1 protein-coding gene is annotated in these 640 nt (G+C 43.8%); it reads left to right on the top strand.

Going from position 1 to position 640, the window contains the following annotated elements; all coding sequences use genetic code 11:
• Window positions 1-287 precede the first annotated feature (287 nt).
• Window positions 288-640, top strand: a 353-nt coding sequence (locus ACTHUM_RS17305) for a DUF3579 domain-containing protein (RefSeq protein WP_440403600.1), incomplete at its 3' end; no start/stop codon positions are given.

Here is a 640-nt window from a genome sequence, read left to right as displayed (position 1 = left end):
TTGTTGTATTGATATACAAAATATGCAGGCCGTCTGAAACCGAAATACTTGGTTTCAGACGGCCTGTTGTTATTTTTCAAATGATTTTTGAAGAAAAAGAGGCGTATCGGGTATAATAATCAAAGAATTCGAAACGGATTGTCAGGATTGGCAAGCCGTCTCATCATTGTCGTATTTCAAAACCTTACTGATATTTTTTCAATCATCTGTTGCTATGTATCGGAACTTTTTCTGATGTTGGCACTGGCGAAATATTCCTTCAGCCATTTACTTTCAGGAAGCTGCTTATGTTAGTGTGTAATCCTTATGAAGTTGTGATCCATGGTACGACCAGCAAAGGCAAGATTTTCCGACCAAGCGACTGGGCGGAGCGCCTGTGCGGTATTTTGTCTTCCTTCACCAAAGACAACCGCCTTTCCTATTCGAATTGGGTGCGCCCGATTTTGGTGGACAATGTCCGTTGTGTGGCAGTCGATAAAAAACTGGAAGAAGACAATCCGCAAATGTTCCGTTTTTTGATGGATTTTGCAGCGGATAACGATTTGCGCGTGATTGACTGCAAAGCCTTACTCAAAGAGCAGGAAAGCAAGCAGCAGGGCGAAGTGCCGGTCGAGCGCGTTTTGTTGGCGCAGGCGATTGA

It is taken from the genome of Neisseria sp. P0021.S006, from assembly GCF_051956895.1.
This window is presented reverse-complemented; position numbering and strand designations above follow the sequence as displayed.